Source organism: Frankia sp. AiPa1 (assembly GCF_023243075.1).
In the GTDB taxonomy this organism is placed as follows: domain Bacteria; phylum Actinomycetota; class Actinomycetes; order Frankiales; family Frankiaceae; genus Frankia.
The window spans coordinates 16,429-40,563 of record NZ_JALKFZ020000003.1 but is presented as its reverse complement, the minus strand read 5'-3'; the positions used below and the strand labels follow the sequence as shown (position 1 = coordinate 40,563).

Here is a 24,135-nt window from a genome sequence, read left to right as displayed (position 1 = left end):
GACAAACGTATAATAATTCCTGGCCTGCGTTTTGCTGTCTGGATGAGGAGCGGAGGTCCGCACTGAGATCTGGCGACCCCAACGGGCTGGCCCGGTGAATCTAACGAGTCTCGAGTTCAGTGCTGAGGATTCTCCTGGAAAGCAGGAGAAGGTGGCCCAGAATTTTCCCTGCGAGAAGGCTTTGGCCAGCAGTGGCGAGCGGCCGTGCTCAGCAGTTTCGACAGACAGTCCGCTTACGTTCGCTGACAGCGCGCTATGCCCTTTTCCTCGAAGTAGGCCAGATCCAGGAAAATTCCTCCGACCAGATTCGCCGAGTTGCCATGGATGGCCGGCGCGGAGGCGCACGACGGCGGAGGGTGGCCCCAGAAGAGCCTCCCTGTGCCGCTTACGCTCCAGCTCCAGCGGCGTTGACGACTGGGATCCGCAGCACTACGCGAGCGGGCAATATGCTGCCGGCAAGGGCGAGGAACAGACCGGATCCGAACAGGGCGAACGCCCACTGGGGCGCGATGTAGGGCGTGCCGGTCCCGCTCATGCCCTGGCTGAACGGGAACAGGGTGGCGGCGGTTATGGCTGTGCCGACGACGAGGGCTATACCGGTGATGAGGATGGCCTCCCAGCTCACCATCCGCATGACCTGCCGGCGGGTGGCGCCGGTAAGCCGCAGGGTGGCGAATTCCCGACCACGGGCCATGGTCGCCATGGCCAGCGTGTTGACGACGGCGATCGCCGCGAAGGCGATGAGCAGGCCGACCAGCAGATAGTTGGTCCAGGCGCCGAGGTCCTCCTGCTGCTGTTCGGCATTGGCGACACTGGCGCGGTCGTTGACCTTCAGCCCGGGGTGAGCGACGGCCAGGGCCTGCCATTCGATGTGGGCCCCAGGTGCCGTGTCCACGAGGATGCTATCGATCAGCGGGCTGGTGGTGTGGTCGGCGACAATCGTGGATGGCAGCAGATAGTCGCCAAAGCCGATGCTGCGCCGGTAGATGGCGACCAGCCGCAACTCCTCGCGGGTGCCATCGCCTAGCCACAGGCGGACGGTGTCACCAACATGTTTGCCGCGGGACTCGGCGGTACTCATTGCGACGGCCTCGCCGTGCAGTCCGCTTAGGGAACCGGCGGCGAGGTCGAGGTCGAGCAGGCTGGAGGTATCGCCGGGAGTGATGGCCTGGGCGGCATAGGCATCCTCTCCGCCGGTGACGACGGTGGTCGGGGTGATGCCGGCCGCCGCAGTGACACCAGGGGTGGCACGGACGGTGTCGACAAGGCTGGCAGGCAGCCCCTGGCGGGTGGTCAGTGCGAGGTCGGCCAGGATGCGGTCGCGGCCCTGGACCTCGCTGGCGTGCGAACGGCTGGTCTGGAGGAACAGCAGTGTTCCGCCCAGGGCGGTACACAGCACGAGGGGGACGAAAACCGAGGTGACTCGGCGCGTGTGAGCTCTGCTGTTGGCGACCGCCAGGAAGCCGGTGGTGTGGGACAGTCCGCGGATGAACGGGCCGAGCAGTACAAGGGCCAGCCGGGCGACCAACGGGCCGAGCAGGCCGGCGGCAAACAGGTGGAGCAGGACGGCGCCAGCGGCGATCGCGGTCAGCACTCCGCCGGTGAGGAAGCGGGTCGTGGCGACCACGACGATCCCGCCCGTGGCGCACAGCACGCCCAGCAGGAACCGGCCGAGTCCAAGACGGGGCGGCGGTGCGGAAGCCTCGTAGAGGGCCTGCGCCGGGCGCAGGCGGCCGGCGCGCAGTCCGGTCACCAGGACCGCGAGTTGCGCGGTGAGCGTGGTGGCGCCCACGCCCACCAACAGCGGGATCCATCCCACGTCCAGGTGCATCGCCTGAGGTGCGACGTGGTGGGCGACCAGAATGGCACGCACGACCCATGCCAGCATGGTGCCCAGCACGAGGCCGGGCGCATTGGCGAGCACGCAGAGCACCAGGGCCTCCCCGAGGACCAGGGCGCGGATCTGGCGCCCAGTCGCTCCGATGGCCCTGAGAAGCGCCAGCTCGCGTCGGCGTTGCTGCACCGACAGCGCGAGCGTTCCGGCGAGTACGAACAGCGCGACAGCCATGGAGATACCACCGAAGGTCGCGCTGAGGGCGACGACGTTCTCCAGGGCGTTGTTCACGTCGAGGAACTCCGCGGTACCGCGGCCGTCTCCGGTGTGCACCTTCAGCGGCAGGCCACGCACCACCTGGCGAACCGCCTTCGCCACGGCGGTGGGCTTGGCGCCGGGATCCGTGTACACGCCGAACACATCCACCTTGCCTGAGGTGAGACGGCCTGCCTCGGTGTCTGAAACGAAGACCGCGGTACCCGGATCGGCGTGGTGGGGAGCGGCGAGACCGACGACGGTGTAGGTGCCCGGCACCGGCTGGGTGGCGGACACGGTCACCCGGCTTCCGACGGCGAGGTGGGCCGAGCGAGCGAGGTGGCTGTCGACAACGACCTCCTCGGCACCGGTCGGCTGGCGTCCCGCAGTCAGCCGGTAGGGGGTCAGCCGGGCGCTGTCCCAGCCGTGCAGGACCGCGATGTCAGCGGAGGAGATCTCTCGGCCGTCCACAGCCAATCCGACGGGCAGCGAGACGTCCGCGACCACGTCGGCCACGCCGGGGACCGCACGTAGCCGGCCGGCGAGGTCGGCTGCCGGGCGAACCCGCTCTGGCAGGCCCACATGTTCGGTGTTCTTCCCGTCCCCCGAGCCATAGGTGAAGGCCATCGACTGTTTGCCGGCGACCACCACCGGGACGTCCCGGTATCGCTCGGTGGGCGGGTGAGAGGTGAGCGCGGACTGGAACAACAGTCCGCAGGCGGTAATCAGCGTGCAGGTACACACCAGAGCCACGAGTGAGCCGAGGAAGGCGGACCTGCGCATCTGCAGGGTCCGCAACGCCAATGAGAACAACGTCACCCTCCAAGCCTGAGCATGCGCTGGGACACCGCCTCCGCCGACGGCTGGACGATGGTGTCCACGACACGTCCGTCGGAGAGGAACACCACCTCGTCCGCGTATTCGGCGGCAGCGGCATCGTGGGTGACCATCACCACGCTCTGTCCGTAATGGTCGACTGCCTCCCGCAGCAGTCTCAGTACTCCCCGCCCGGACTCCTGGTCCAGCGCCCCGGTGGGCTCGTCGGCGAACACGATCGCCGGACGGGTGACCAACGCCCGGGCGATGGCCACGCGTTGTTGCTGCCCACCAGACAACGCTGCTGGGCGGTGTCGAACACGGTCCTGCAGACCGGTACGCGCTACGATCTCTCGTACCCATTGCCGGTCAGGACGTGTCCCTGACAGCCGGAACGGCAGCGTGATGTTCTCCTGCGCTGTCAGCGATTCGACCAGGTTGAATGCCTGGAACACGAAACCCATCTCCCGCCGCCGCAGCTCGGTCAGCTCCGGCTCCGGTACCCGCCCCAAATCGTGCCCCGACAGCCACACCGACCCTGAAGTGGGCCGATCCAAACCGGCGGCACAGTGCAGCAGCGTGCTCTTGCCAGATCCGGACGGGCCCATGACCGCTGTGAAGGCGCCGCGCCTGAACTCAAGGCTGACACCATCCAGGGCCTTCACCCCGGCCAGACCATCTCCGTACGACTTGACAACCTGTTCAAGCCCGACAACGTAAGTGTCACCGTGCACGAAACATGTCCTCCTATCCCCACAGCAACCGCGCTCGCACTCCCTCGGCGACCTCTCGAGTACTGCACGTACCACCGAGGTCGGGGGTGCAGATTCCGTCCCCCACCACGCTTCTTACCGCCTGGGCCAGCGCCCGAGCCGCTCCGCCACGGTGCAGCCGCTCCAACATGAGTCCGGCACTGAGTAGCGCGCCTATCGGGTTGGCCACGCCTTTGCCCGCGATGTCGGGCGCACTTCCGTGTACTGGTTCGTACAGGCTGAAACCCGTCTCGGGATTGAGGTTGGCCGACCCTGCCGCGCCCAGGCCACCGGCCAGTTGCGCAGTGAGGTCGCTCAGAATGTCGCCATACGAGTTGTTTGTGACGATCACCTCAAAATAAGTCGGATCCGCGACCAGTTTCATGGCAGCAGCGTCCACGTACTCGTGCGAGACGGTAATGTGCGGATATCGGGCCTGGGCCTCGTGCCAGAGCCGCTGCCACAGCGCCCCGCCAAAGGGCACCGCGTTGGCCTTGTCAACCAGACAGACCCGGCGCCGAGCCGACGAGAAGGCGAAGTCGAGGACACGCCGGACGCCGTATGCCGTGGTGATTTCCGTGTCCACGGCAACCTCCTGGGACGTGCGTGCCCGTAGCCCGCCGCCCACCCCCGCATAGAGGCCCTCGGTGTTCTCCCGGACCACAGCCAGGTCGATGCTCCGATGCCTCGGATCCCGTAGCGGGCTCAGCCGGTCGTGCAGCAGTCTGACCGGCCGGTAGTTGACGTACAGGTCAAATTCTGCACGCAGCCGCAGGAGCACCCCTCGGGCATAGTCGGGGTTGCGAACTACCGGATCGCCGACCGCGCCCAGCAGAACCGCGGAGCAGGCGCGGATGCGGTCGATTTCTGCGTCGGTGATGGCCTCCCCAGTGCGCAGGTACCGGTGTGCACTGACCTGGTCGAGCACATCGAAGTCCAGGCCGAGCTCCATTTCCCGCAGCGTCTCGAGGGTGTGCTCGATCACCTCGGGTCCGATGCCGTCGCCCGGAAGTACCGCCACTGCTGCCGACAGGGTTCCCTGGATGTTCTCGGAGCGTGTCGGCATGCTCCGGATGGTGGTGTGTCCGGCTCCAGTCATCGGACCCTCATTCTCACTTTGCGGACTCCGTCGATACTATAGGTGGCCAGATGCCGGGACTGCACGAACCGCATCAACTCTCTCACCATCCGGAGTGGCCCAGGGCGAGTGCGGCCGAGCGGACGACTTCCCATGATCGATTGAACGCGATCCGCACGAACGCGGCCTCCTCGCCCCGCCGCACGAAGGCGGTGCCAGGCACCACCAGGACACCGCGTTCGCGGAGCAGCCCGTACACGTAGGCGTCCACGTCCGCCCGGTCCTTCCCGGTCAGGCGAGCGGTCAGGTAACACCCCCCTTGCGGGGGTATCGGCTCAAGCCCGATTCCCCGCACAGCGTCAGCCAGCAGGTCGCAGCGGGAGCGCAGGTCGGCCGACAGCCCACCGGCCTCCGGCTGTTCCAGCCCGGCCTCGGCCGCGCCGGCCTGCAGCGGCACCGCGGCCCCGTTGGTGGTCAGTTCGTGGACCCGCCGTAACACGGCGGTGCGCGCCGGGTCGGCGCGCAGGAAGCCCAGCCGCCAGCCGCTGACGGCATGGCTCTTGGACAGGGAGCCGATGACCACGTGGCGATCCTCCAGGCCCGTGACCGCGGCCGCCGAGATATGGGGCGGCCCGTCGAAGACCATCGCGGAGTAGACCTCGTCGGAGACGGCCACGGCGTCCCAGTGCTGGCAAAGGTCGGAGATCTGGAACCACTCGGCGGCGGTGAAGACCTTGCCTGTGGGGTTCGCCGGCGAGTTGATCAGGATGGCCCGGGTACGCGGACCGAACGCCGCGCGCAGTTCGCCCGGGTCGAAGGCCCAACGAGGACCGGTGCACCGAACGAACCGGGGGGTCGCGCCGGCGAGGGCGATCGCGCCGACGAAACCCTCGTAGTAGGGCTCGAACACCACCACCTCGTCACCGGGGTCGACCGTGGCCAGCAGCGTGACGCACAGGGCCTCGGTGCCTCCGACAGTGATGGTCAACTCGGTCACCGGATCGGCGGACGGTGTCAGCAGCCGGGCGATCTGCTGGCGCAGGGGCAGGCTGCCCACTGGATCCCCGTACTGGTTGTGACCAGTATTGATCATGACGCAAGCCCCGTCGATCAGGTGCCGATCGGTCGCCGGAAATCCCGGCGTGCCGACGGCGAGGTCGATGGCGCCGGTGTCCCGGGCCAGCCGAAGCAGGTTGGAGAGGGTGCCCCCCGGCAGTCCTTCGGCCCGTTGGGAGCAGACCCGGCGGATTCCCGTCGGCCGCGCCATGCCGTTCACTCACGCCCCCCCACGGGCACGTCGGCGGAGGCGGCCGGCCGCACGGTGGGCATCCAGGGGGCGCGGCCCCGTTCGTACGCCTCGATCGCCTTCCCCCGGTCGAGCGTGTTGTCGATCTCGTCAAGGCCGGCCATGAGCAGCCGACGGGCCCGCTGGTCGATGTCGAAGGAATGCGTGAGTGATCCCGCCCGCACCTCGCGCCGCCGCAGGTCGGTCCGGATCTCCAGGGCCGCGTCCCGCTCGGCGAGATCGGACAGACGCCCGACGACGTCCTCCGGCAGGGCGACGGCCAGCAACCCGTTCTTCAGGGCGTTGCGCCGGAAGATGTCGCCGAAACTCGTCGCGAGGACCACGGCGAATCCCCAGTCCCGCAGTGCCCACACGGCGTGTTCCCGCGAGCTGCCCGTGCCGAAGTCGGGCCCGGTGATCAGAACCGTCGCGCCCGCCCTCCGCTGGTCGTTCAGCTCGAAGTCCGGATCCCTGCGCCAGGTGTGGAACAGGACGTCGTCATAACCGGTCTTGGTGAGGCGCTTGCAGAACTCGGCGGGCACGATCTGATCCGTGTCCACGCCGCTGCGCCGCAGCACGGCCGCGCGGCCGACGTGCTCGATGATGGGTTTCATCGGTGCTCCTCAGGACAGATCCGCAGGGGAGGCAAGGCGCCCCAGCACCGCGGTGGCTGCGGCCACCGCGGGCGACACCAGATGGGTTCGGGCGCGAGGGCCCTGCCTGCCCTCGTAGTTGCGGTTGGACGTGGACGCGCATCGCTCGGCGCCCTCCAGACGGTCCTCGTTCATGCCCATGCACATGGAGCATCCGGGCAGTCGCCACTGCGCACCCGCCTCCTGGAACACCCTGTCCAGACCCTCCTCCTCGGCGGCGCGCCGAATCTGGCCAGAGCCGGGGACGACGAGCATGCGCACACCGTCGGCGACCCGCCGGCCACGCAGTACCTGCGCAGCCGCACGCAGATCTGCCAGCCGACCGTTGGTGCACGAACCGATGAAGATCACGTCAATGTCGATGTCGGTCATCAAGGTTCCTGGTCGCAGGCCCATATAGGCCAGCGCCCGACGGGCGGACGCCCGTTCCACCGAGTCGGAGATCAGCTCCGGGTCAGGCACCGCACCGCTGAGCGGCACCGCCTGACCCGGGTTGGTGCCCCAGGTGACGTGGGGAGTCAGCCGGGACACGTCCAGGGTGACGGTCCGGTTGAAGACCGCCTCGTCGTCGCTGCGCAGGGTGCGCCAGTACTCCAGCGCGGTGTCCCACTGCACGTCCCCGGGGACGTGCGGTCGGCTGGCGAGGTAGTCGAAGGTGGTCTCGTCGGGAGCGATGAGCCCAGCGCGGGCACCCACCTCGACGCTCATGTTGCACAAGGTCATCCGCTCCTCCATCGACAGTGCGCCGATGGGCGAGCCTCGGTACTCGATGACATGTCCGTGCGCACCGTTCGCACCGACCTCGGCGAGGAGGGCGAGAATCATGTCCTTGGCCGTGGCGCCTTCCGGGAGGCGGCCGGTGAATTCGACCGCCATCGCCTCGGGCCGGGCCAGTGGCAGTGTCTGGGTCGCCAGAATGTGCTCGACGTCGCTGCTGCCGACCCCGAACGCCAGGGCGCCGAAGGCACCCAGGGTGGAGGTGTGGCTGTCGCCGCACACGATGGTCATGCCGGGTCGGACGTACCCCTGTTCCGGGGCGACCACATGGACGATGCCCTGTCGCGGGTCACCGAGGCGAAACAGCTCGACCTTGTGTACGGCGCAGTTGCGGCGCAGCGCCTCGACCTGCAGGCGGCTGAGCGGGTCGGCCAGCCGGAGAGACGCCGTGGGGACGTTGTGGTCTTCCACTCCCAGGGTGAGATCCGGGCGACGCAGACGCCGTCCCGATGCCGTCAGACCGTCGAAGGCCTGCGGCGAGCTGGCCTCATGGACGAGGTGCAGGTCGATGTAGAGCAGGTCGTCACCGGTGGCGGCATGCTCGACGATGTGCGCGTCCCACACCCTCTCCAGCAGAGTGCGTGCGGCGCTGGTCATGCCCGGACCTCCTTGGCCGAGGCCAGGACCCGGCCAAGGCGCGCTCGGACGACCGCACTCATCGCGGTGAGGTCCAGGCAGTCCTCGCCCCGATCTTCGATGTGGTCCGCGTAGAGACGCTCGATCTGCTGGCTGTCCGCCGGCAGGCCCAGTTCGGCGAACAGGTGACGGAGGATGTTCCGGCCCGAGTGTCGGCCCACCAGCAGCCGCCGCTCTCGCCCGAACAGGGCCGGCTCCACGTACTCGTAGGTCCTGGGGTCACGAAGGATGCCATCCTGGTGAATCCCTGCCTGCGTGGAGAACGCGTTGGATCCGAAGATCGCCTTGTTCCGGGGGGCCGGCAGCGCGATGGTAGCGCTCAGCAGTTCGAACGCCTGGTACAACAGACGGGTGTCCAGGCTGGTCCGAACGCCCAGGGCCGCTCCCTTGTAATGGAGGACCGCGGCCACCTCCTCCAGGGCCGTGTTGCCCGCCCGCTCGCCGATCCCGGCAAGGGCCACCTGTACCTCGTCCGCACCGGCCTCGATCGCCGCGAGTGTGTTGGCCACCGCCAGCCCGAGGTCGTTGTGGCAGTGTGTGGACAGCACCACGGACGGCGGAATCACCTCCCGGACGGCCCGGACAAGGGCACCGAACTCGGCGGGAGTGGCGCATCCGGTGGTGTCCGCCAGGACGATGGTGGTCGCCCCGGACTCGATGGAGGCCGCCACGAGGGAGCAAATCAAGCCGTGGTCGCCCCGGCTGGCGTCCTCGATACCGACGGCGACATCGACCACTCCAAGCGAGCGGGCATAGCGCACCGCGGAGGTGGTCTCCCGTTCGCCCTGGGCACGGGTGATCCCCCGTTTGTGTTCCAGGTGCAGGTCGCTGCCGGTGGCGAGGATCTCGACCTGGTGGCGTTCCAGCCCACCGGCCTCGACCGCCATGTCGATGTCTCGGGGTACGGCGCGGGACAGGGTCGAGAACCGTGCCGAGGTCAACTCCGCGGAGATCAGTCGGGTCGCCTGCTGGTCCGCGGCGGAGGAGCTGGGGAACCCGGTCTCGATGACGTCGATGCCGAGCTGCTCCATGCGCAGGGCGAGCGCGAGCTTCTGGTCCGGGTTCATCGTGTTGCCCGGTGCCTGCTCCCCGTCCCGCAGGGTGGTGTCGTAGAAGGTGATCCGTCTAGGCGACGAATCGGTCGGCATGTCGGACATGCTTCTTCCTTCCTAGGGGGTTTCCACGTGGCGCCGGACCGCGGGGCTGAGCGTCGCGACGAGCGCGGTGAGCGCCATGCCCGCAGCCAGAGCCAGGACGGCCTGGCGTCCGGTCAGGGCGTCGGCCAGCAGTCCGCCGCCGAGCGCACCGAGCGGGATCGTGCCGCTCTCGATAAGTGCCGCCGCCGCGCTGACCCGACCCTGTAGCTCGTCCGGCGTCAGCGCGAGCCGGTGCACGTCCACGCCGATGTTCCACAGCGGTCCGACGAACACGATCAGGGCGAGCAGAAGACCGAGGACGACGAGCTGGTCGCAGATCGCGACAAGTGGAATGAGTAGCGCCCAGGCCCAGTTGGCCGCCGGCACGAGGACGCGCAGGGGCATATGGCGTAGCAGCCGGGGCGCGGCCAGCGCGCCGAGGGTTCCCCCGACTCCCGCGGCGGCCATGACGTAGCCGATGTCGGCGGCGCTGACCTCGGCCGCGGTGAGCTTGGCGATGACGACCAGACTCAGCGCCTGGAACAGCAGGTTGCTCGCTCCTACCAGTAGCACGGCGGTCCGGATGAACGGCTGACGGTTGATCCAGCGCACGCCCTGCGCGAGATGTGCCATCGACTCCCGAACGCCTTCGGGCTGGGGGGCGGTCTCGTCCACGCGGAACGGCACTCGGATGAACAGCAGGCTGATGGCGGAGACGAGGTAGCTGGCCGCGTCGAGCAGGAACGGCATCCAGCGCGACACGGCGAACAGCGTTCCGCCCAGCGGCGCCCCGAGCATCAGCGCCGCGCGGTCGCGTGTTTCGTTCTGAGCGTATGCCGTGTGCAGATGCCGGTCGGGAACGACGTTTCGCACGGCGGCCTGGGAGCACAGCCGATGCGGTACGGACAGTGCCCCCTCGACCAGTGCGGCGGCCGCCACGTGTGCGAACCAGAAATGGCCGGACAGCACGGTCGCGGCGATACTGCCGAGCACGGCGGCCCGACCGAGGTCGCAGACGAGCATGAGCGACCGGCGGTTCAGCCGGTCCACGAGCGCCCCTGCCGGCAGCTGCAGGATGATGCTCGGCAGGGTGGCGAGGAACGCGACCAGACCGGCCCGCAGCGGCGAACCCGTCAGTGACAGCACGAGCAGCGGGTAGGCGAACGTGGAGACGCTGGTGCCCAGCGCGGACACCGCTGAACCGCTCCACAGCAGCAGGAACGGGACGTTGCGGCGCAGCGGTTCGAGGTCGGTCTTCTCGGCTGTCTCGTTCGCCGCGTTGACGGTGGCCATTGTCATCCCCGCAGGCACCATTCGAGGACGGCCATGGCGCTGTACAACTTGTTCTCCGCCTGGCGAAAGGCGAGGGAACGAGGGCCGTCCAGGACCTCCGCCGTGACCTCCTCGCCCCGGTGCGCGGGCAGGTCGTGCATGAACTCCGCCTGGGGGTTCGCCTCGAGCACGGCGCGATCCACGCGGAATGGGGCGAACACTGTGCGCCAGTCGGGATCCGGCTTGCTGGTTCCGGTGGTCTGCCAGCGCGTCGTGTACACGACGTCCATCGACTCCGGCAGGTCGTACGGATCGTGGCTCTCCTCCACGATGGAGCCGGTGGACTGAGCGTGGAGTCGAGCCTGTTTCAGCACGTCCTCGTCCAGGCCGTACCCAGGTGGGGTGCGCAGGTACAGAGTGGTGCGCGCGAACCGCGCCAGCGCCAGCGCCAGCGCCACCGCCGTGTTGTTGCCCTCACCGATGTAGAGCACCCGCAGTCCGTCAATGCCGCCGAAGTGCGCGAACATGGTGGACAGGTCGCTCAGCGCCTGGGTGGGGTGTTCCTGCGCGGACATCGCATTGATCACCGACATCCGGTTCTGGGCGGCGTAGGCGCGCAGTTCGCCGGTGTCGTCCGCGGTGCGGGCGACGAGGCCGTCCAGCATGGAGGACAGCACCCGCCCGGTGTCCTCGATGCTTTCGCCGGTCTCCAGCTGCAGGTCGTTGGGGCCGTAGGCGATGACGCGGGCGCCGAGGCGCAGAGCCGCCGTCGTGAAGGCGGTCCGGGTGCGGGTGGAGGTGCGCCGGAAGTACACGCCGAGGACGGTTCCGGCCAAGGGCTCGCCGTGGTCCGGCCACGCCGCGTACCGGACGCCACGGAGCACCAGCTGATTCAGGTCCTCCGCGTCGAGGTCGTTCAGGGAGAGGAGATGTCGGCGTACCGTGCAGCCGTCCCGGGACATGGGTGAGAAGGTCATCGTCCGATCCCGTCAGAGGTCCAGATCTCAGCCAGCCGGTCGGCGAGCTGCCCGACACGGGGTGGTGTCAGTACCCCGAAGTGATCTCCGGCGAGCCGGTGCCGTGCCAGCCGGGGTGTGAGTCGCTGCCAGCGCGCCGTGTACTCGTCGAGAGCGAGACCGTCGGTGGCCTCGTGTGCGCCGCCCACGAGCTCGTCGCTGAGCAGAAGGTGGACGTCGGTGTCCCCGGCCGGCGGATACTGGTAGGCCACGGATGCCTCGTGCAGCCTGAGCCAGGTTCGGACCCGCTCACGCCAGTGGGGTCCGACCGTCTCCGCGGTGACCTCGATGCCACCGTCATCATCGATCGCGTCCCGCAGCAGCGGGAAGGCGGCCTCGCGCAGTCGTGCGGCCTCGCGGTCGTCAGGGGCTGCCGCCAGGTCGTCCAGCAGAGTGACCAGACGGCGCAGGGGGCGCAGCGCGGCGGGTTCGCGCTCGCCGTCGGACACGGTGGCCGGATCCAGGAGCGCGAGGCGGACATGATCGCCGCGTGCCCGCAGCAGTCTGGCAAGTTCCCAGGTCACCGGGGAACCTCCGCACCAGCCGAGGAGCCGGTACGGGCCGGCCGGCCCGATCGCGTCGACGTCGCGCAGGTAGCGTGCGGCCAAGGCGCCGATGTCGAGTCCGGCCTGCTCGGGATCGGTCACTGCCGGGTGCTGCAACGCCGCGACCGGGTGGTCCGCGGGCAGCAGGTCGGCGAGGGCGCGGTACCAGTGGACGCCCCCTCCGCCAGGATGGACGAGCAGGATGGGAGACGCGGTCCCGCCGCGCCGGAACCAGACCAGGCAGGTGTCCGTGTTCTGGCCGGACCCGGTGTCGGAGCCGTCGAGCCAGGCCGCGGTGGCCGCCACGCTCGGCCGGGCCAGGACGTCTCGGACGGTGACCGGGGTGCCGGTGAGGCGCTCGAGGGCGGCAGCCGCGCGGATGGCGAGCAGGGAGTGGCCACCGAGGGCGAAGAAGTCGTCGTACGCGCCGACGCCCCGCACCCGCAGGAGCTCCTCCCAGACGCCGGCCACCAGATGCTCGGTGGCGTTGCGCGGCACGACCCGCCTGGCCGTGAGGCCGGCTGTGGCCTCCACCGGCGGCAGCGCCCGGCGGTCCACCTTGCCCGTCGCCGAGGTCGGCAGTACCGGCATCGCCACCAGCGCGGTCGGCACCATGTAGCGCGGGAGTTCACGTCCGAGAAAGCCGGCGAGAGTCTGCGGGGTCAGGTCATGGCCGGTGCGAACTGAGAAGTAGCCGGCCAGTCCGGTGTCGCCGTCCGGACCCTGGTATGGGGTCACCGCCGCCTGGGCGACGGTCGGATGACGGTGCATCGCCGCCTCGATCTCGCCCGGTTCGATCCGGTGACCTCGGATCTTGATCTGGTCGTCGACGCGGCCCAGGAAGCCGATCCGGCCATCCAGCAGGCGGTACGCCCGGTCGCCGGTCCGGTACAGGCGGGTGCCGGGAGCGGTCGAGAAGGGGTCGGGCAGAAACTGTTCGGCGGTACGCGCAGGCTGGCCGAGATAGCCGCGGGCGACACCCGGGCCGGACAGGTAGAGCTCCCCGGGGACACCGACCGGGCGCGGCTCCATGTCGGGGCCGAGCACGTGGGCCCGCGCCCCCTCGATCGGTCGGCCGATGGTCAGCTGCTCCTGGCCGTGGGACCGCTCGACGGTCGCCCAGACCGTCGTCTCGGTGGGACCGTAACCGTTGATCAGGACTCCGCCGCGGGACCACCGGGCGGCCAGCGCGGGCGGGCACTCCTCCCCGCCGACGATCACCACCCGCGGACGGCGGTCGGTGGGCATGAGCGCGAGCGCCGAAGGCACCATGACCAGGTGCGTCACCCGCTGCTCGCGAACCAGCCCGGCCAGCTCCTCCCCCGGGACGAGGCGGTCAGGCGGGGCCGTGACGAGGGTGGCTCCGTGCGCGAGGGCCAGTAGGGTCTCGAAGACCGAGATGTCGAAGATCGGGGCCGCGTTCTGCAGCACCCGGCTTCCCGGGCTGATGTCCAGATGCCTGGCCTGCGCGGCGACCAGGGTGGCCAGCCCGCGGTGTTCGACGACGACCCCCTTCGGGCGGCCGGTCGAACCGGAGGTGTAAATCACGTAGGCGCTGTCCCCCGGTAGCACCTCCGGGAGTTCGGGAGCGGGCAGGTACCGCGCGCCCCCGCCTCGCACCGGGGCCGGGCGGTAGGCGTGCGGGCTGACCGACAGGACACTGCCCGTGAATCCCGCGGTCGTCTCGGGTCCCGGCTCTCGCGTGATCAGATGGGAGGCCTGGGCGTCGGCGAGCAGGTACGCTCGGCGTTCGGCGGGCTGGTCCGGGCTGATCGGAAGGTACGCTCCCCCTGCCCGCAGCACCGCGAGCTGGGCGATGACCAGGTCGGGCCCCTGCGGGAGCAGCACGCCGGCGACGGTGCCTCTTCCCACTCCGGACGCCCGCAGCCTCCCGGCAAGCGCGTCGACCTGGCACATCAGCTCCGCGTAGGTCAGCCGCGTTTCCTCGTGACACACGGCGTCAGCGTCGGGGCTGCGGTGCGCCCAGTCGGCCACCAGCTCGTGGAACGTGCGCGGGGTGGCGGCGTCGGCGTCGCCCGCCAGCCGCACCAGGGCCTCGCGGTCCGGGGCCGGAAGGGCCGAGCCGGCGGCCGACGCCGAGGGCTCCTCGGCCATGGCGGACAGCACGGTGCCGTACAGGCGGGCCAGCATGAGCCCGTGCGGGCGGGTGATCATCTGGGCGTTGGCGACCAGGACCAGCCGGCCCCATTCGGTGGACACCGCCCAGTCGAACTCGTTGGGGCTGACGTCCACGGTCGCGGACACGTCGACCCGGTCCCGGTCGAGGATGTGGAAGTCGAGGAAGTTGAAGGCCGCCCGCGGCGCGGGGACACCGAGCTCACGGCAGAGCCTCGCCATCGGGTAGCGCCGGTGCTTCCAGATCTCCGTCTCCTGGTCGAAGACCTCCCGGACCGCGTCGCGCCAGGTTCCGGTGAACCGCGGGCAGACGACCGGCACGACGTTGAGGTGCATGCCGAGCGTGCGGTCGGCTTCCAGTTCCTCCAGCCGTCCGTTCGTGACCAGCCCGGTGTGGAACCCCTGCTGGTCGGTCAGCATGCTCAGCACTTTGAGGTGCGCGGTGAGGAGCACGCTCTTGAAGGACACGTCGGCTGCCCTTGCCAACGCCCGCAGCGCCGGCTCCAGATGGCTGAACGGCACGTGGACGTCGTAGGTCGTTCCCTCGCCGGTGCCATCACCCGCGCGGTCCTCCTCCGCTCCCGTGCCCGCCTGCCACGCAGCGGGCAGCACCAACGGCTCGACGCCGTCGAGGCGCCTCCGCCAGAACTCCAGGTGGTCGGGCGAGGACTCCGTCCGCTCCAGGGCCACGAAGTCGGCGAAGCGGACGGACGGCACGTCCAGAGCGGCCAATGAGCCGGAGCGCAGCGCGCGGTACGCCTCGATCAGTTCGGTGATCAGGCTGTGGTGGCTCCAGCCATCGAGGATGGCGTGAAACTCGACGAAGGCAAGGCGCCAGCGGTCGTCCTGCTCCTGGTAGACGGCCAACCGCCACAGGCCCGGGGTGTTCAGATCGAACAGCTCGCGGCGCTCCGCGGCCAGCAGATCGGCGATGACCTCCTCCCGCTTCGCCAGTTCGGTCGTGCGCAGGTCGACGTGGCGCAGGGTGATGTCGGCGCGGGCGTGCACCAACTGGAGCGGTTCGGCGAAGGTGGCCAGATCGATGGAGGTGCGCAGAACCTCGTGTCTCGTGGTCACCTGCCGGACCGCGGCGCGCAGCGCGTCCAGATCGAGGGCGGCGTCGTCGCGCACCAAGTAACAGGTGGCGTTGTGATAAGGATGGGTCGGGTCGGCGAACACCTCGTACACCATTCCGGCCTGTCCCTCGGTGAGGGGATAGGCGTCCTGGACCCCGTCCACGAGCGCCGCCCGCGTGGTGTCGTCGATCAGCGAGAACGGACGGGTGGCCTGGTGGTCACCAAGGGGATCCACGGTGTCGGGCAGGACCGCGGCGAGCGCACGCGGTGTCTGGAACCGCAGCAGTTCCGCGACCCCCAGCTCGTAACCACCGGCCCGGAGCCGGCCCACGACCTGGACCGCCCGGATCGAGTCACCGCCCAGGTGGAAGAAGTTGTCCTCCACGCCTGGCTCCGGAATCCCCAGCACCTCGGCCCAGGCCCGGGTGACCGCCCGTTCCCGGGGTGTGCGCGCCGGGCGGGACCCGCGGCCGGCCGCGTGCTGGTCGGGTTCGGGAGCCGGCAGGGCCGCCCTGTCGGCCTTGCCGTTTGTCGTCAGTGGCAGGGCCAGCAGTGCGACGAACGCTGACGGGAGCATGTAGGCGGGTAGCTGCCGGGCAAGGTGCGCGCGCAGGTCGTGGGGATCGACGTCGTGGCCGGGCGCGGGAACGACCCACGCGGCCAGGCGGTCGCCGTGGACCGCCACCACACACGCGGCGATCGCGCGATGGGTGGCCAGCGCACTCTCGACTTCGCCGGTCTCGATCCTGAACCCTCGGACCTTGACCTGGCCGTCGATTCGCCGCAGGTACTCGACGCCCCGGCCCGGTGTGACGCGGGCCTGGTCGCCGGTGCGGTACAGCCGGTCACCGGGCCGCCCGGAATACGGGTCCGGTACGAACCGTTCGCCGGTGAGCGCGGGTTGGCCCAGGTAACCGCGGGCGAGTCCCCTGCCGCCGACGTACAGCTCGCCGGGGATTCCGGGCGGGACCGGCTGCATCTGCGTGTCCAGGACGTAGAGTTCCAGATCCGCCAGTGCGGCGCCGATCGGGCTGCGGCCTGCTGTTGGCGCCCCGGCGGCGTCGCTCGCGGTCACCTCGTGGCGGGTGACATGCACCGTTGTCTCGGTGATCCCGTACATGTTGACCACGCGTGCCTGTCCGCCATAGCGGTCGAACCAGGGGCGGAGCACCTTGCTGTCCAGGCTCTCGCCACCGAACACGACGACCCGCACGTCGAGGTCCGGCGCGTTCCCGCCGGCGAAGGCGGCCACCAGGTTTCCGAAGGCCGACGGGGTCTGGTTGACCACGGTGACGTGTTCGCCGGCCAGTAGAGCCACGAACCGCAAGGGGTCACGGGAGACCTCGAACGGCACGATCACCAAGCGTCCGCCGTGGCATAGGGCACCCCAGATCTCCCACACCGAGAAGTCGAAGGCATAGGAGTGGAACAGGGTCCACACGTCGTTCGGGCCGAACCCGAATTCGGCCGCGGTCGTGGTGAACAGCCGCGTCGCATTGGCATGGGTGACCATGACGCCCTTGGGGCGCCCCGTCGAGCCGGAGGTGTAGATGACGTACGCGAGCTGGTCGGGATGGGCCTGCCACGCCGGGGCGTCCTCGGACTGCTCGGCAAGCGCGGCGGTCAGGTCGGCGGAGCCGAGCACCACGATGTGCTCAGCGGCAATCCGCTCCAGAGCGTCCGCGTCGTCAGTGACCACCACACGGGCGGCCGAGTCCGCGACAATGTCGGCCAGCCGGCTGGGGGGCTGGTCCGGGTCCAGCGGCAGATAGGCCCCGCCCGCCTTGAGCACCGCGAGCAACGTGACGACGAGCGCCGTGCCGCGACGCAGGTGGACGCCGACGGGCTGGTCCGCCACCACGCCCAGAGAGCGCAGGTGGTGAGCCAGTCGGTTGGCCTGCCGGTCAAGCTCGGCGTAGGTGAGGTCGGCACCCTCAGCGGTGAGTGCCGGCATCTGCGGGGTCGTCCGCGCCCAGTGCTCCACCAGTAAGTGGATCAGGGTCGGGTTCGGTCGGGTGGACGGGTGGACCGGGAGCGGCGCGGGCTCTCCCAGCGGAAGGGCGCCGATCGGCGTTTCCGGGGCCCGGCACACGGCCTGGAGCAGGGTTGTGAACTGTCTCGCCATCCGCTCGACGGTCTCCGCGTCGAACAGCGCGGTCGGGTACTCGATGTGGCCCAGGTAGGTCCCCGTGGTGGTCCGCCGGACTAGGAAGGCCAGGTCGAACTTGGCGGGGGTCCACTCCACGCGTTCCTCGACCATCGTCGCTCCGGGCAGCCCGCGGGTGCCCGGCGGCTCCGGTTCGAAGGTCAGGCTCGCCTGGAACACCGGGTTGCGGGACAGGTCACGGGTCGTCCTGAGGTCCGATACCAACCGCTCGAAGGGCACCGCAGCGTTCGCGTACGCATCCAGGGCGACATCGCGAACCTGCTCCAGGAAACGGTGGAAGGGCAGTTCCGCGTCCGCCGACGCGCGCAGGGCGAGAGTGTTGGCGAAATAGCCGATCAGCTTCGCGTTCGTGCCGTCGTCCCGCCCGGCGATCGGCGAGCCGACGACGACGTCCGGCTGACCGGTCACGCGGGCCAGAAACGCCTGCACCGCAGCCAGGAGCACCATGTACATGGTGCAGCCGCGGCTACGTCCCAGTTCGGCCAGTCCGCTGATGGTCTGGGCGGCTACCGTGAAGGGTGCTGTCGATCCCGCGGACTCCCAGCGGATCCCGCGGGATCGGTCCGTGAGCAGCGGCAGCGGCCTGACGCCAGCCAACTGCCCGCGCCAGTAGGTCAGCTCCCGCTCGGCCTCGGCCGTGGCTGCGTAGGCCCGCTGCTCCTGGGCGAAATCCGCGTACTGGCGCGACAGAGGTGGCAGCGGGTCGACGCCGCCCTCGTGGAACGCGGTGTAGAAGGCGGCCAGCTCGTCCTGGAGGAGTTCGGCTGACCAGCCGTCGACGGCGATGTGGTGGATGGCCAGTAGCAGCAGTGCCTCGGTGTCGGACAGACGGATCAGAACCGCCCGCATCGGCTGCTCGGCCTGGAGGTTGAATGGCCGAGTGCCCTCGCTGGTGATGATCTCGGTCGTCCGCGCGGCGCGCTCGGGCTCCGCCAGCGCACGCAGATCAATCTCCTGCGGTTCGTAAGCGCCCTGGGGGTCGATACATTGCAGCGGGGTGTCGTCCACGACGATGTATCGAGTCCGAAGCACCTCGTGGCGGTCAACGACCGCGTGCAACGCTCGCCACAGCGTCTCGCTTTCGAGCTTCCCCGCGAGGCGCAGCGCGAGCGGCACCAGGTACTCGGTACTTCCTGGGCGCAGCTGCTCCAGCAGCCACAGCCTCTCCTGCGCGAAGGAAACGGGCAGGGGCAGGCCTCGCTCGACGGGAGGCGCGACCGCGGGGCGCCGCGACCGATCCACGCCATGGAGTGCGGGCTCCAGAAGGGGCCGGGCCGCCGTACGGGTGACGGCCTGGTCGGCGGATGTCATCGTCCCTCCTGCGGTTGCGGCGCGGGCACGTTCGGAATCCGCTCTCCGAGAGACGGCACTGGGGCGGCACCGTTCTCCCGCCGCACCAGGTCTGCCAGGCCCGCCACCGTGGGACTGCCGAAGAACTGCCGCAGTGAGATGGCGACTGGAAACGTCTCCCGCAGCCGCAGACAGACCTGGGTGGCGAGCAGGGAATGGCCCCCCAGGACGAAGAAGCTGTCGTGCGCCCCGACCTGCTCCAGGCCCAGGACTTCCCGCCAGATCACGGCAATCCGCTCCTGGATCTGATCCTCGATGTCCGTCGGGACGCCCGGGTCCACCGGGGCCGGTGCGGGGAGCGCGTTGCGGTCGACCTTGCCGTTGCGGGTCAGCGGAAGCGCGTCGAGAACGATGAGGCGGGCGGGCACCATGTGGGACGGCAGGGTCCTGGTCAGGTGCTCGCGCAGCTCGGACAGGTAGGTCGATGGATCGCCACCCGGTTTCGGTACCGCGTAGCCCACGAGGCCCGGATCGCCGGGCCGCAGTTCGTGGACGACGACGGCGGCCGCCAGAGTCCCCGCGTGGGCGGCGAGAGCCGCCTCGACCTCCGCCGGTTCGATGCGGAAGCCGCGAATCTTGACCTGTCGGTCGATACGGCCGATGAAGTGGTACACCGAGTCGGCGTCGCAGCGGACGCGGTCGCCGGTGCGATACATGCGGCTGCCGGGGTGGGCGGAGAACGGGTCGGGCAGGAACCGCTCGGCGGTCTGGCGCGGATCGTCCAGATAACCGCGCGCGACCCGATTGCCGCCGATGTAGAGCTCGCCCTCACTGCCGGCCGGGACGGGGTGCCCGTGAGGGTCCAGTGTGTACAGGGTGGTTTCCGCGAGCGCCGTTCCGAGCGGCGCCAGCTCCGTACCGGCGTGGTCCCGCGCCTCGTCGTGCCGCACCGGATGGAATGTGCAGGCGATCGTCGCCTCGGTCGGGCCGTACGTGCAGGCGAAACGTCCCGGGAGCCCGGTGGCCAGCCAGTCCTGCGCGTCTCGGTAGCTGATCGCGTCTCCGCCGACACCCATGAGCTCAAGCCGGGCGAGGCGGGTGTCACCGGGGCGCAGGCAGGCCACCAGGGCACGGAAGTAGGGCGGGGTGACATCGATGAGGGTTACGCGGAGCTCGTCGAGCAGGCTGATGAGGTCCCCGGGGAGTGTGATGCGCGGGTCGAGGACGACCACGGCCGCGCCGACCAGCAGCGGTGCGGCGATCTGGTCCATCGCTCCGTCGAAGGTGACGGCCGCCAGGAAGGCGACCCGGCTGCCCGGGCGCAGGGCGTACGCGTCCGCCATATGGCGGCAGTGATCGAGGTACGAGAGGTGTTCGATCATCACCCCCTTGGGACGTCCGGTTGATCCAGAGGTGTGGATGATGTACGCGAGGTCGCGGGGATGCGGCTCGATCCGGGGCGCGCTGGACGGACGGGCGGCGATCGCGCTGGCCTCCCTGTCCAGCTCCACGACTCGTGCGCCGGTCGGCGCGAGGCGCCGGGCGTACGCGCTCAGGGTGAGCACGGTGCCGGCGTGCGCCCGCCCGACGAGCTCGGCGAGTCGTTCGTCGGGATCGTGCGGGTTCAGGGGGAGGTAGACCGCCCCTGTGCGCAGCACCGCGAGCCAGGCCACCACCAGATCGGGATCGCGTCCGGTGAGTACGCCCACGACGTCGCCATGGCGGACGTCGGCCGCCAGCAGGTGGTGGGCGAGCCGGTTCGCCTGCTCATCCAGCTCCCGGTAGCTCAGGGTGGCGGTCGTCGAGATCACTGCGGGAGCATCGGGGGTGGCGGCGGCCTGCCTGCCGATGCGGCCGGGCAGGTGCACCGCCGCGGGATCGTCTGTTACTCCACCGCCCTCGACGCTGTTTCCGCCCGCCGTCAGGGCTCGTGCCCCACCTGGCAGCGGAAGGTCAGCCACCGGGAGATCCGGCCGCGCCGCAGCCTCGGTGAGCAAGAGGGCGAAGCACTCGGCTAGGCGGCGCATGGTGGTCTCGTCGAACAGTGCGGTGGCGTACTCCAGGTCGCAGGACCACAAGCCGTCCGGACGCCGCTCCATGGCAAGGGCGAGATCGGTGATCGCGCTCGGCTCTCCCAGCCGGAACGGTTCCACCTCAAGGTTCGCGAGCGTGAACGGTGCGCGCTCGTCGTCGTGGACCTGGAAATAGACGCTGAACAGCGGGCTGCGGGACAGCGACCGCTCCGACGTGAGGTCGGCAATCAGTCGGTCGACCGGATACTGCTGATGGGCCAAGCCGGCCTCCACGGCGGTCCGCACCCGGTCCACCACGTCCACGAAGGAGGGGGGGCGTTCGGATGGGCCTTGGCCAAGACTCGTGCGCAACACCAAGGTGTTGACGAAGAAGCCGATCAGGTCGTCCAGTTCCATCCGGCCGCGGCCTACGACGGGTGCCCCGACCGCCACATCGTCCTGATCGCACCAGCGGCCGAGCAGGACGGCGAACGCCGCCAGAAGGGTCATGAAGGGCGTTGCCCCTCGGGAGACACCCACCGCCAGCAGTGGCGAGGCGGTGTCCGCCGGCAGGGTGAAGGTGTGCACCGCTCCCCGGATGTCGCGGATGGCCGGCCGGCTCCGGTCGGTCGGCATATCCAGGGCCGGCAGTCCGGCAAGCGCGCCGTGCCAGTAGTCGCGGTCGGCGTCCGGAGCCAGACCGGCAAGCTGCTCTCGATGCCAGGCCGCATAGTCGGCGTACTGGATGGAAAGTGGATCGAGTCGGGCCTCCGTTCGGTCGGCCGCGGCCTGGTATAGCGCCGCGAGGTCCCGGGCCAGGGGATCCATGGACCAGCCGTCGGCGGCGATGTGGTGGAAGACCAAAACGAGCAGGTATTCCGCCGGTCCGGCCTGGGCCACGGCCGCGCGGAACGGGTGTTCCTGCGCAAGATCGAATCCACGGTCCAGCTCGGGGCGCAGGGCGACGACGGCCTCTTCAAGGCTCGCGGTGTGATGCGTACGCAGTGTCGGGGCGGTCGGAGGGTCGACCACCTGCACCGGGCCGCCCGAGTCCGCCTGGTAGCGGGTGCGCAGGATTTCGTGTCGGCGGACCAGGGCCCCCAGCGCGGCACGCAGCGCCTTCAGGTCAAGCGGTCCGCGGATCCGCAGTGTCACCGGGAGCAGATACTCGGGGCTGCCGGGGTCGAACTGCTCCTGCACCCAGAGCCGTTCCTGTGCCGCGGACAGGGGAATGGGCGCGCCGCGGGCGGTGCGCACCAGGTGCCCGGCTGCCGGCGGTGCTGTTCGCAGCAACTCCGCCAGCCGCGCCGGTGTACGCGCTTCGAACATGCTCACGAGCGGCAGTTCCACGCCTCGAGCAGCGCGCAGTCGGGCCACGACCCGGGCCGCGCTGAGCGAGTGCCCGCCGAGCGCGAAGAAGTCGTCATCCACGCCGAGGGCGCCGGCCGGCAGTCCCAGGATCTCCGACCACGCTCTGACGACAAGCCTTTCCTCGGCGTCCTCCGGTGACCGCCCGCGGGGGGTCCTTCCGGCTTCCTCGGGCAGGGGCATCTCGGTGAGTGCAGTCCTGTCGATCTTTCCGTTTCCTGTACTGGGGAAACGGTCGAGGGGGACATACCGCGCCGGGACCGCGGCGGCGGGCAGGTGTGCGCCGAGATAGGCGCGGATCTTGTCGGATCCGGGGCCGTCGTTGCCGCGTACCAGCAGGAAGGCGGTCAGTATCGGCTCGCCTGCCGGGCTCTGACGGTTCACGACGGCCGCGTCGGTCACGCCGGATAGCTCACGCAGCCGCGCCTCGATCTCTCCCGGCTCGATGCGGATGCCGCGCACCTTGAGCTGCCCGTCCCGGCGCCCCAGGTACACCAGGAATCCGTCGGCGTCGCGCCGGACGACGTCACCTGTGCGGTAAAGCCTTGCCCCGGGCTCCGCGGTGAAGGCATCGGGCACGAACCGGTCGGCGGTCAGCCCGGGCCGGCCGAGATAGCCGCGGGCGAGACCGACACCACCGAGGTGGAGCTCGCCCTTCTCGCCGTCCGCCGCGATCCTGCCCGTGTCGGTCAGGACCAGCGCCTTCATGTTGGGCAGCGGGGTGCCGATCGGCACCTGGGCGCCCACGGGAGCCCCGGTGTACTGGTACGCGGTCGCGTCGATCGAACATTCCGTGGGCCCGTAGGTGTTGTACAGCTCGGCGCCTGTCCGACCCACCAGCCGGTTGGCGATCGCCGTCGGCAGCGGTTCTCCGGCGGCGAGCACCAGCCGCAGTGCGGAGCACTCCTCGAGGCCCGGCTCCTCGACGATCTGGGCCAGCAGAGACGGCACGAACTGCAGAACCGTCACCCCGTGTTCGGCTGCTGTGCGCAGGAGCTCGGCGGGATCTCCCTGCGCTCCGGGAGGTGCCATGACCACTGCGCCGCCGGCCACCAACGGCGCGAAGACCTCCCACATGGCCGCATCGAAGGAGATCGTGGTCCTTTGCAGCACCCGGTCCTGTGGGCCCAGGCCGTGCTCCTCGACCGCCCACAGCACCCGATTGCGGAGCCCCTCATGCGTGATCTCCACGCCCTTAGGGTGTCCGGTGGAGCCCGAGGTGTAGGCGATGTAGGCGAGGTCGCTGGGGTGGTGCGCGACGCTCGGTGAGGAGGATGGGTATGCCATGGTGCCGTCCGCGGGGTCGACCAGGCGGACACCGGTCAACGCCGCTGCCATCGGGCGCAGTGTCTCCGTGGTGATCACAGCCGCCGGGGTGGCATCAGCGAGGATCACCGCCAGCCGCTTGCGCGGATGCTCAGGAGCCAGGGGTAGGGCGGCGGCCCCGGCCCTGCCCACGGCCAGCAGCGCGATCACAAGGTCGATGCCGCGAGGCAGGAGAACACCCACCGCCGTTCCCGGCTGCGCGCCGAGGTCACGCAGCCGGTGAGCGAGCCGGTTCGCCCGCTCGTCAAGCTCCCGGTAGGTTAGATGGTGGTCGCCGGCGACGGCCGCCACCGCCTCGGGGTCCAGACCAGCCTGCTCCGCCACCAGCTCCGGGATACAGGCGGCAGGCCGGCTCCGGTGCTCGCCGGCGCCGCAGCCGAGGATCCGGGCACCCTCGGCTGCGGCGCTGATGTTCTGCGACGGGGCAGTAATCTGGGGGCCGACGATTCTGGTCATCGTCGGGACGTGTTCGGTCCGGCACCGCCGGAGACCGCCGTCCCCGCTGACACGGCGAACTGGCGCAGGCTCAGCGGGCGCATGTCCGTCCACACCTGCTCGATCCGTGCCAGGCACGTCTCGCGGTCGCCGACCGTCCCCTCCGCCCGCCAGCCGGCCGGCACCGGCCGGTCGGCAGCCCAGATCGAGTACTGCTCCTCCTGGTTGACCACTACGCGGAACTCGTCCACCAGATGTCCCTTCTGCCAT

Annotated in this window: 12 protein-coding genes; all 12 read right to left on the bottom strand. The window is 69.8% G+C overall.

Annotation, left to right across the window (positions count from 1 at the left end):
- Window positions 1-385 precede the first annotated feature (385 nt).
- The 12 genes from MXD95_RS02445 to MXD95_RS02390 all read right to left on the bottom strand — a co-directional run bounded on the left by MXD95_RS02445 (window position 386) and on the right by MXD95_RS02390 (window position 24,116).
- A complete protein-coding gene (locus tag MXD95_RS02445) occupies window positions 386-2,908 on the bottom strand; it encodes an FtsX-like permease family protein (RefSeq protein WP_250638851.1) in 2,523 nt (840 codons plus the stop codon).
- On the bottom strand, window positions 2,905-3,639 hold the full coding sequence (locus MXD95_RS02440) for an ABC transporter ATP-binding protein (RefSeq protein WP_250638850.1): 735 nt from the start codon (window positions 3,637-3,639) through the stop codon (window positions 2,905-2,907). The genes MXD95_RS02445 and MXD95_RS02440 overlap by 4 nt, the downstream gene beginning before the upstream one ends.
- A 13-nt stretch (window positions 3,640-3,652) precedes the next feature.
- The gene (locus MXD95_RS02435; RefSeq protein WP_250638849.1) at window positions 3,653-4,756 is read right to left on the bottom strand and encodes an isocitrate/isopropylmalate dehydrogenase family protein; all 1,104 of its coding nucleotides are present in this window, start codon (window positions 4,754-4,756) and stop codon (window positions 3,653-3,655) included.
- Between the two features lie 82 nt (window positions 4,757-4,838).
- Window positions 4,839-6,002 carry a pyridoxal phosphate-dependent aminotransferase gene (locus MXD95_RS02430; RefSeq protein WP_250638848.1) on the bottom strand — a complete coding sequence of 388 codons (1,164 nt, stop codon included), beginning with the start codon at window positions 6,000-6,002 and terminating at the stop codon, window positions 4,839-4,841.
- A gap of 5 nt (window positions 6,003-6,007) precedes the next feature.
- A complete protein-coding gene (gene leuD, locus MXD95_RS02425) occupies window positions 6,008-6,634 on the bottom strand; it encodes a 3-isopropylmalate dehydratase small subunit (protein WP_250638847.1) in 627 nt (208 codons plus the stop codon).
- Between the two features lie 9 nt (window positions 6,635-6,643).
- The gene (gene leuC / locus MXD95_RS02420; protein WP_250638846.1) at window positions 6,644-8,047 is read right to left on the bottom strand and encodes a 3-isopropylmalate dehydratase large subunit; all 1,404 of its coding nucleotides are present in this window, start codon (window positions 8,045-8,047) and stop codon (window positions 6,644-6,646) included.
- Entirely contained in the window at window positions 8,044-9,243 is a 1,200-nt protein-coding gene (locus tag MXD95_RS02415) for a LeuA family protein (protein ID WP_250638845.1), read from the bottom strand. Before MXD95_RS02415 ends, leuC begins: the two co-directional genes overlap by 4 nt.
- Before the next feature lie 12 nt (window positions 9,244-9,255).
- The gene (locus MXD95_RS02410; protein WP_250638844.1) at window positions 9,256-10,515 is read right to left on the bottom strand and encodes an MFS transporter; all 1,260 of its coding nucleotides are present in this window, start codon (window positions 10,513-10,515) and stop codon (window positions 9,256-9,258) included.
- Window positions 10,516-10,517: 2 nt separating this feature from the next.
- The gene (locus tag MXD95_RS02405) at window positions 10,518-11,471 is read right to left on the bottom strand and encodes an ornithine carbamoyltransferase (protein WP_250638843.1); all 954 of its coding nucleotides are present in this window, start codon (window positions 11,469-11,471) and stop codon (window positions 10,518-10,520) included.
- On the bottom strand, window positions 11,468-18,745 hold the full coding sequence (locus MXD95_RS02400) for a non-ribosomal peptide synthetase (RefSeq protein ID WP_250638842.1): 7,278 nt from the start codon (window positions 18,743-18,745) through the stop codon (window positions 11,468-11,470). Before MXD95_RS02400 ends, MXD95_RS02405 begins: the two co-directional genes overlap by 4 nt.
- Window positions 18,742-23,886, bottom strand: coding sequence for a non-ribosomal peptide synthetase (locus tag MXD95_RS02395; RefSeq protein ID WP_250638841.1), 5,145 nt, complete (start codon window positions 23,884-23,886; stop codon window positions 18,742-18,744). Before MXD95_RS02395 ends, MXD95_RS02400 begins: the two co-directional genes overlap by 4 nt.
- The gene (locus tag MXD95_RS02390) at window positions 23,883-24,116 is read right to left on the bottom strand and encodes an MbtH family protein (RefSeq protein WP_250638840.1); all 234 of its coding nucleotides are present in this window, start codon (window positions 24,114-24,116) and stop codon (window positions 23,883-23,885) included. Before MXD95_RS02390 ends, MXD95_RS02395 begins: the two co-directional genes overlap by 4 nt.
- Between the last annotated feature and the right edge of the window lie 19 nt (window positions 24,117-24,135).

What these genes read in the sequence shown, in the direction of transcription:
- MXD95_RS02435 (WP_250638849.1), bottom strand. Translation starts at nt 4,756, where the DNA reads ATGACTGGAGCCGGACACACCACCATCCGGAGCATGCCGACACGCTCC.
- MXD95_RS02430 (WP_250638848.1), bottom strand. Translation starts at nt 6,002, where the DNA reads ATGGCGCGGCCGACGGGAATCCGCCGGGTCTGCTCCCAACGGGCCGAA.
- leuD (WP_250638847.1), bottom strand. Translation starts at nt 6,634, where the DNA reads ATGAAACCCATCATCGAGCACGTCGGCCGCGCGGCCGTGCTGCGGCGC.
- leuC (WP_250638846.1), bottom strand. Translation starts at nt 8,047, where the DNA reads ATGACCAGCGCCGCACGCACTCTGCTGGAGAGGGTGTGGGACGCGCAC.
- MXD95_RS02415 (WP_250638845.1), bottom strand. Translation starts at nt 9,243, where the DNA reads ATGTCCGACATGCCGACCGATTCGTCGCCTAGACGGATCACCTTCTAC.
- MXD95_RS02410 (WP_250638844.1), bottom strand. Translation starts at nt 10,515, where the DNA reads ATGGCCACCGTCAACGCGGCGAACGAGACAGCCGAGAAGACCGACCTC.
- MXD95_RS02405 (WP_250638843.1), bottom strand. Translation starts at nt 11,471, where the DNA reads ATGACCTTCTCACCCATGTCCCGGGACGGCTGCACGGTACGCCGACAT.
- MXD95_RS02400 (WP_250638842.1), bottom strand. Translation starts at nt 18,745, where the DNA reads ATGACATCCGCCGACCAGGCCGTCACCCGTACGGCGGCCCGGCCCCTT.
- MXD95_RS02395 (WP_250638841.1), bottom strand. Translation starts at nt 23,886, where the DNA reads ATGACCAGAATCGTCGGCCCCCAGATTACTGCCCCGTCGCAGAACATC.